Source organism: Streptomyces capoamus (assembly GCF_014654935.1).
In the GTDB taxonomy this organism is placed as follows: domain Bacteria; phylum Actinomycetota; class Actinomycetes; order Streptomycetales; family Streptomycetaceae; genus Streptomyces; species Streptomyces capoamus.
This window is the reverse complement of the sequence record NZ_BNBF01000004.1, coordinates 233199-239580: the sequence shown is the minus strand read 5'-3', so window position 1 is coordinate 239580 and position 6382 is coordinate 233199. Positions and strand designations below refer to the sequence as shown.

At 69.7% G+C, this 6382-nt stretch carries 8 protein-coding genes and 1 pseudogene; 4 read left to right on the top strand and 5 right to left on the bottom strand.

Annotated features, from left to right (window positions below; genetic code table 11):
- Both IE312_RS09205 and IE312_RS09200 read right to left on the bottom strand, forming a co-directional pair.
- Positions 1-357 (bottom strand): phosphatase PAP2 family protein (locus IE312_RS09205; RefSeq protein ID WP_229899436.1); only part of this gene is annotated, 357 nt, incomplete at its 3' end.
- An 89-nt stretch (positions 358-446) separates the two neighbouring features.
- The gene (locus IE312_RS09200) at positions 447-1511 is read right to left on the bottom strand and encodes a YihY/virulence factor BrkB family protein (RefSeq protein ID WP_189980154.1); all 1065 of its coding nucleotides are present in this window, start codon (positions 1509-1511) and stop codon (positions 447-449) included.
- 255 nt (positions 1512-1766) lie between these two features.
- On the opposite strand from IE312_RS09200, the pseudogene IE312_RS09195 reads away from it, so the two are divergent.
- Positions 1767-2019: pseudogene (locus tag IE312_RS09195) on the top strand (ATP-binding protein); the annotation flags it as partial.
- Between the two features lie 22 nt (positions 2020-2041).
- On the opposite strand, the gene IE312_RS09190 reads toward IE312_RS09195, so the two are convergent.
- Positions 2042-2215 carry an ANTAR domain-containing protein gene (locus IE312_RS09190; protein ID WP_229899393.1) on the bottom strand — a complete coding sequence of 58 codons (174 nt, stop codon included), beginning with the start codon at positions 2213-2215 and terminating at the stop codon, positions 2042-2044.
- Positions 2216-3131: 916 nt separating this feature from the next.
- On the opposite strand from IE312_RS09190, the gene IE312_RS09185 reads away from it, so the two are divergent.
- Genes IE312_RS09185 through IE312_RS09175 form a run of 3 tightly spaced genes read left to right on the top strand, consistent with a single transcriptional unit; the run spans position 3132 to position 4844 of the window.
- Complete coding sequence (locus tag IE312_RS09185) at positions 3132-3737, top strand: hypothetical protein (RefSeq protein ID WP_189980153.1); 606 nt, start codon at positions 3132-3134, stop codon at positions 3735-3737.
- Position 3738: 1 nt separating this feature from the next.
- The gene (locus IE312_RS09180) at positions 3739-4155 is read left to right on the top strand and encodes a phage holin family protein (protein ID WP_189980152.1); all 417 of its coding nucleotides are present in this window, start codon (positions 3739-3741) and stop codon (positions 4153-4155) included.
- Entirely contained in the window at positions 4131-4844 is a 714-nt protein-coding gene (locus IE312_RS09175) for a DUF3618 domain-containing protein (RefSeq protein ID WP_189980150.1), read from the top strand. Before IE312_RS09180 ends, IE312_RS09175 begins: the two co-directional genes overlap by 25 nt.
- 41 nt (positions 4845-4885) lie before the next feature.
- Here IE312_RS09175 and IE312_RS09170 read toward each other — a convergent pair whose 3' ends face one another.
- Positions 4886-5509, bottom strand: coding sequence for a hypothetical protein (locus tag IE312_RS09170; protein ID WP_189980149.1), 624 nt, complete (start codon positions 5507-5509; stop codon positions 4886-4888).
- 529 nt (positions 5510-6038) lie between these two features.
- The gene (locus IE312_RS09165; protein WP_370467541.1) at positions 6039-6254 is read right to left on the bottom strand and encodes a DUF5133 domain-containing protein; all 216 of its coding nucleotides are present in this window, start codon (positions 6252-6254) and stop codon (positions 6039-6041) included.
- Positions 6255-6382: the final 128 nt, after the last annotated feature.

The window sequence follows — 6382 nt, the reverse complement described above, 5'->3', positions numbered from 1 at the left end:
GCTTGGGTAGTGGGCGCCGCTTTGCACCCGCTCGAGCGCCACCATGGCGGCAGGCACCGCGCAGGTAGCGCCGGCGGCCGGCCACGTGGGCGCCACTGCGGCGGTGAAGGCCACCGCGGCGGCGGTGTGCCCGGAGGGGAAGGAGGAGGAGTCGGGGCGGTCGTCGACCTCGTCGTGGTCGAACCACTCCTTCGGCGGCCGGGGCCGGTCGGCCAACTGCTTGCACACGCCGTTCGAAATCAGCTGCGCCATCGCCAGGGCGCCCAGTCCGGCCACCGCCGCCTTACGGCTGCGCCACCCGCCCAGCCAGGCCATTGCGGCGGCGGCACCACACCACAACTTCGAGCTCTCGGCCATCTCTTCCACCCCTGAGAGCGCCTTGCCGACGCCGGGCGGGACAGTAGCCCGAGGTCACCGACCTACACCCAAGGTCATCGGGGCGCGGGTCACACGTCGTCCAGGCGGCGCCGGTCCTCCTCGTCCCACTTCCGGGTGTCGCGAGGCTGGGTGTACGGCTCAGTCTCGCGCGGCAGACCGCCCGCGATCGCCCGCTGGCGTACAGCCTCGGCGTCAAACTCCAGACCCAGCAGGACGGCCAGGTTGGTGATCCACAGCCACAGGAGGAAGACGATGACGCCGGCCATGGTGCCGTAGGTCTTGTTGTAGGAGGCGAAGTTCGCCACGTAGAACGCGAAGGCGCCGGAGGCGATCATCCAGATCACCAGGGCGAGGAAGCTGCCCGGGGTGATCCACCGGAAGCCCTTGACCTTGGCGTTCGGGCTGGCCCAGTACAGGATCGCAATCATGACGGTGACCAGGACGACCAGAACGGGCCACTTGGCGATCGACCACACCATGATCGCCGTGTTGCCGATGCCCAGCGCGGTGCCGGCCTGGCGGGCCAGGTTGCCGGTGAACACCACGATCAGGGCACTGATCACGGCCAGCACCATCAGCACGACCGTCACCCCGATCCGCATCGGGAGGATCTTCCACACCGGGCGGCCCTCCGGCATGTCGTAGACGGCGTTCGCCGCGCGGATGAACGCGGCCACATAGCCGGAGGCGGACCACACCGCGAGGGCGATGCCGACGATCGCCATGACGGAGCCGACGCCGGCGTTGCTCTGCAACTGCTCCACAGCCCGAGTGATGATGTCCCGGGCCGAGCCGGGGGCGAACTTCTTGATGTTGGCCAGCAGCGAGTCGGTCGTCGACTTGCCGGTGATACCTAGCAGCGACACGAGAACCAGCAGCGCCGGGAAAAGCGAAAGCACCCCGTAGTACGTCAGGGCCGCCGCACGATCGGTCAGCTCATCGTCCTTGAATTCCCGCACGGCGCCCTTGAACACGGCACCCCAGGCGCCCTTAGGCAGCTTCGTCGGCGCGTCCGGTGCACGGCGCTCCACCTCGGGCCCCGGTCCGACTTCCTCGGGCGTGGGCCGATCGTGTGCCTGGGCCTCGTCGCTGCCGTGGTGCGCCTTGTGCCCTGGAAGATGCAGCTTTGTCATACTCCCCAAGTAACCCTCCTGGGCCCGCCTACGCACCAGTGGACGCGCGCTGCGTGCGCAACGAGCGTCAGCCGTTCACTGCGTGGCGGAGGGTGGGACAGCAGTCGATGATCTCGTCGATGCCGAGCATCCTGCGCAGCACGGACTCGGACGGGGCGGCTCGGGCAGGCTGAGGGCCTCGCGGAGAGGTCCGCCCGTGTGGTGGTCGATCTCCCCACCCACAGTGATGACGCTGACGCCGCTCCGGGTCCGGGGGTCACCAACGCCCGCAAGTACGTGCTGCTTGATCTGCGCGTCACCGGCACGGTGGTAGAAGTGGTGGTCTGGGACAGGGACCCGGTGCTGCGGTGGCCCGGGCCGCCGATTCCGGCCGGGTGGGCCAGCACGGGTTGAAGATCGTGATGGCGGCTTTGAGGCACAGCGGGAGCCAGTCGGCAAACGCATTACCGCCCGCATCGCGCTCCTCGACGACCCCGCAGGCAGCACGACCGGCCCCCACCGATCCTGACCCTCCAGCCCAGCCGTCTCGATCACCTCGTGCGGGCGAGGGCAGCGTGAAGTTCGGCCTGGACCGTCTCGGGCGAGGCGGCGCTCTGCGCGTGCTTGATGATCTGCTCGGCGATCGAGGACAGTTTGGTGTTGGTGTGCTGTGAGACCTCACGCAGCACCGTGAATCCGTCCTCGGGACTGATCCTCGCCATCATTACGAGCACGCTGCAGTTGCGCGTTCTCCGCACGCAGCCGCTCGACCTCCTGCACGAGGTCGTCGACGCGGGGACCAGTGTCGGGTGCTGGGCCAGGGAGCGCGGGTGGGCCATGGGTATCACCGGAGGTGTCAGCGGAGCGGGGAGGCACGTCCGCCTGCCCGGCTTGCTGTTCCGCATCCCTGTACCGTGCCGCACGTCGCAGCAAACGACTGGCAAGTGCTGAGCTCCCCGAGCATGAACTCGGGGAGCTCGGCGGGGCTTGCTTCCGAACCCCGCACGCGGGCGGGTAGCAGCAGGGTCAGCTGTCGTACCGACGTGTTCAGGCCACGTCGCGGTAGCGCGGTGAGTGATCAGTCGAATTACGCGGCCTACTCGTGCTGTGGACCAGACGCGACCTCCCCGGCCCGGCAGGCTGCCAGCGCCCGCGCCGCCACCGCGTAGTCACCCTCGGTGTTCGTCAGCACCTGCCTGACGGCTCTCGACCCGAGCGTCACCGGCAGCAGTGCCGTGCGCACTGCTCCCCGTGAGACCCACCGCGTCACGCCGGCTGCCGTGCCGAGCATCCCCCTGGGCTGCAGGTGGCGGTGCGGCTGAAACCGGCCTGACCGTCCCGAGCAAGCGACCGAGCACGTCGATGTCGCTGGGTACGTGACCATGGGACGGCCGCAAGCGCTGCGCCCGCTCGCAACCGGTAAGGCTTGGCCTGACAGGGGCGCGTACCGATGTGCACTGGTCGGTCGCCGCAAGCCGCTTCGAGGACTGGGCGCATGGTTATGAACATGCGGCGTTCGTCCGGTCGGGTGATCCTGGAAGCAAGGTGTTTTGTGCTGCCCGCGGCCATGTGCCCGGGTGTCCGCATCCCGGGCGTCGCAGGGTCGGGGCGGCATCCCATGGCGTAGAAAGGTGCGAGCCTATGAGTCATGCAGTGCAGGGCGATGCGGGCCGTATCCAGCAAACCGGGCAGACGGCAAAGGAGCAGGCGTCGGCCACGGCCGATCAGGCCAAGCAGGCGGCCGGTGAGGTGAGCGGTACCGCGACGGAGCAGGCCCGCACGGTGGTCGGGGAGGCCCGGGAGCAGGCCGGCACGGTGGTACGTGATCTGCGAGGCCGGGTGACGGACGAGGTAGAGGGGCAGGCCCGGCGGGCTGCGGGGACGCTGCGGCAGTGGTCTGACGATCTGGCCGCTCTGACGCAGAAGGCGTCCGGCGATTCCCCGGCCCGTTCTCTGCTGTCCCAGGCCGCCGACGGCGGTCATCGCACGGCGGACTACCTGGAAGAAAACGGCGTGGGCGGCCTGGTGGAGGACCTGCAGGGGTTCGCACGCCGTCGGCCGGGTGTTTTCCTGGGCGCAGCGGCGCTGGCGGGGTTCGTGGCGGGTCGGCTGGCCAAGGCCGGTACGGCGGGCAAGTCCCCGCAGCCCCGGTCCCCGCAGCAGCCGGTTACGGCCGCCGAGGACAGCTCAACCGGTTCACCGGGTGACGCTGTACGGCCTGACGTTCCGAGTCATCCGGGGGTGTGAGATGCCGTCGGTCTCGCCGCAGTCACCGCAGCCGCACGGAGCGGACCCCTCGGTCGGTGAGTTGCTGTCGACGGTGACCTCGGATGTGCAGGAGTTGTTCCGGCAGGAGATCGAGCTGGCCAAAGCCGAGATCCGCCAGGAGGCCACCAAGGCCGGCAAGGCCGCCGGGATGTACGGCGGGGCCGGGTTCGCCGGCTACATGGTGGCCCTGTTCCTGTCGCTGGCGGCCATGTTCGGTCTGGCCAACGTGATGAATGCCGGCTGGTCCGCGCTGATCATCGCCGGGCTGTGGGCGGGGATCGGTGCCGTTCTGTACGTGATGGGCCGCTCGCGGATGCGGGAGGTCTCGCCCAAGCCGGAGCAGACAGTGGAGACGCTGAAGGAGGATGCCCAATGGGCACGTCACCCGACCAAGTAAGGGCCGACATCGAAGCGACCCGGGAGAAGCTGTCTGCGGACGTGGACCAGCTGGCCGACCGGGCCAGTCCCCGCCGAGCGGTACGCCGCCGCACCGATCGTGTCCGCGGCGCGGTGTCGGGGCTTCAGACCCGGGTCATGGGCACCGCCTCGGATACGGCCGGCCAGGCCAAAGGCCGCCCGCAGCAGGTGGCGCAGTCGGTGCGGGAGAGTGCCGGTCAGGCGACGGACAAAGTGGGCGAGGTGGCCGGGCAGGCCACAGAAACCGCCCGTGGGGTGGCCGGGCAGGCTGGCGAAGCGGTGCGGCAGGCCCCGCAGCAGGCAATGCAGCAGACCCAGGGCAACCCGCTGGCTGCAGGGCTGATCGCCTTCGGCGCCGGACTGCTGACCGCCTCCCTCCTTCCGACCTCGCAGGCCGAGGAGCAGGCAGCCTCCCGGATCACCGAGCAGGCCGGCGAAACACTCGAGCCGGTCAAGCAGGCAGCCGTCGAATCCGCGCAGCAACTGAAGGAAGACGCCACCGAGGCCGCACGGCAGGCGGCCCAGGAGGTGAAGAACACCGCTACCGAGGCCGCGAAGACCACCGGGGAGGAAGCCCGCGACCAAGCGGGTCGAGTGGCTGAGCAGGCCGGCGAGTCCGGGCAGCAGGTCACCGACGAAGCCCGCCGGCAGACTGGCGGCACCATGTGATCCCTCATCCCCGGTCCGCTGGCGAGGAGAACCGGGATGGGTCAGTGCTGCATCCAGCGCCAGTCCGGCACGGACGGCATTGACATATGAGGCATGGGTGGCATGTGCGGCGTCTTGCTCATGGCCCGCTGCCACATCCCCCGCTCCTGCTCCTCGGGGCGCTGCTGTTCTCCGTGCAGCGCGTTCAGGATGAGCAGGCCGCCCGTCAGCGCCGGCACCGCCCACTGCAGGACCGTGAGTTGCCGCTGCGCCTTGTCCGTGTCGACGGGGTGCCTCGCAGCCTTCTCGGCATCTTCCGGGTCGCCGGAGGACGCCAGCTCGATCTTCTTGCCCAGCACCCGGCTATAAGCGGTGGCCGCCAGAGCGGCTCCGGTCAGAACCGTCTTGGCCAGCGTGGAGGCTCCTACTCCCTGCTGGGTGGCAACCCGTGCCGCGTTCGCCGCGAGCAGGCCACTGCTGCCGACCAGATGGGTGCCGACGGCCGCAGCGTTCACCGGCGCCCACATCGCCCAGCCGGAGCTGGCGAGCCGTGCGGCGCTCGCCTGCGTTGCGCCTTCAGCTCGTGCCGCGCCGTTGAGGCCGACCGCGCCCATCAAAGAGCCGCCGAACCATGCGGCCAGTCCCAGGTCGTGCAGGCTGCGCAAGAAGGTATTGCGTTGTGACATCCCGTGATTCCCTTTCGGTGAACAGCCGGCAACACATCGGCACTGCGCCCACTGTCACCCGCCACCACACAGGCCGCACCTCGAGCACCGGCGAACGGACCACCATCCCGGCAGTGAGCCGTGGACGCAGCCTCCCTGTGAGGGCTGACTGTGCGGCATGGACCGGGGCAGATGAAGGTGACACCTCTTGCCGAGCAGCGTGGCCGGGCGCGGGTGCGGTGCGCTGCCCCGCAGGGCGGGCGGCAATGGCACGGTTGCCTTGGCCGCTCCGGCAGGTCGCAGCCCATGGGGCGGACGCAGGCTGGAGCCCAGCGGTCCCGAGCCGGGCGCAAGCCGCCCGCGGCTTGACAGCAGCCTGCTCCCGCTCGACGCCGTCGCAAGTCCGGCCCACCCAGCAGCAAGCCTCACAGCCGAAGCCGCCTAGAGACGGCCACCGCCAGCGGCGGAAACGAGGACAGTCCACCGAGGCGAGAGGGATTCGGCACAGCCGACGCCTGGCTCCGCGCGCCGGTGAGCAGGTATCCGGGTCTCAGCGGCGCATCGGCTGCCGTACCGGGGTTCGGCGCAGCTGGCGGCGAGCAAGGTCCAGCGCAGCGTCCAGATGGCGTGTGCCCGTGATCACACACAGCGTGTAGGTGGCGTCTTCAAGCTGGCGGGCGGTCTCAGCGCTGCCACCGGACGCCATGCGCCGGCGGAGCGTCTCGCACCGTTCAACCAGCTCCCGGACCACCGAAGGATCTGCCATCAGCACGGCGGCGACCCCCGTTCTCCCCCCTCCTCGGAACCTCGGTGCCGTTTTCACTCCTACGGTCGCAGCCGCCATGGCCCGACGCATCCCGACCTCCGCTGCGAACGGTGCACCGACTCCGCTGG

Coding starts and splice junctions, on each gene's coding strand:
- IE312_RS09200 (WP_189980154.1), bottom strand. CDS start 1,511: ATGACAAAGCTGCATCTTCCAGGGCACAAGGCGCACCACGGCAGCGAC.
- IE312_RS09190 (WP_229899393.1), bottom strand. CDS start 2,215: ATGATGGCGAGGATCAGTCCCGAGGACGGATTCACGGTGCTGCGTGAG.
- IE312_RS09185 (WP_189980153.1), top strand. CDS start 3,132: ATGAGTCATGCAGTGCAGGGCGATGCGGGCCGTATCCAGCAAACCGGG.
- IE312_RS09180 (WP_189980152.1), top strand. CDS start 3,739: ATGCCGTCGGTCTCGCCGCAGTCACCGCAGCCGCACGGAGCGGACCCC.
- IE312_RS09175 (WP_189980150.1), top strand. CDS start 4,131: ATGGGCACGTCACCCGACCAAGTAAGGGCCGACATCGAAGCGACCCGG.
- IE312_RS09170 (WP_189980149.1), bottom strand. CDS start 5,509: ATGTCACAACGCAATACCTTCTTGCGCAGCCTGCACGACCTGGGACTG.
- IE312_RS09165 (WP_370467541.1), bottom strand. CDS start 6,254: ATGGCAGATCCTTCGGTGGTCCGGGAGCTGGTTGAACGGTGCGAGACG.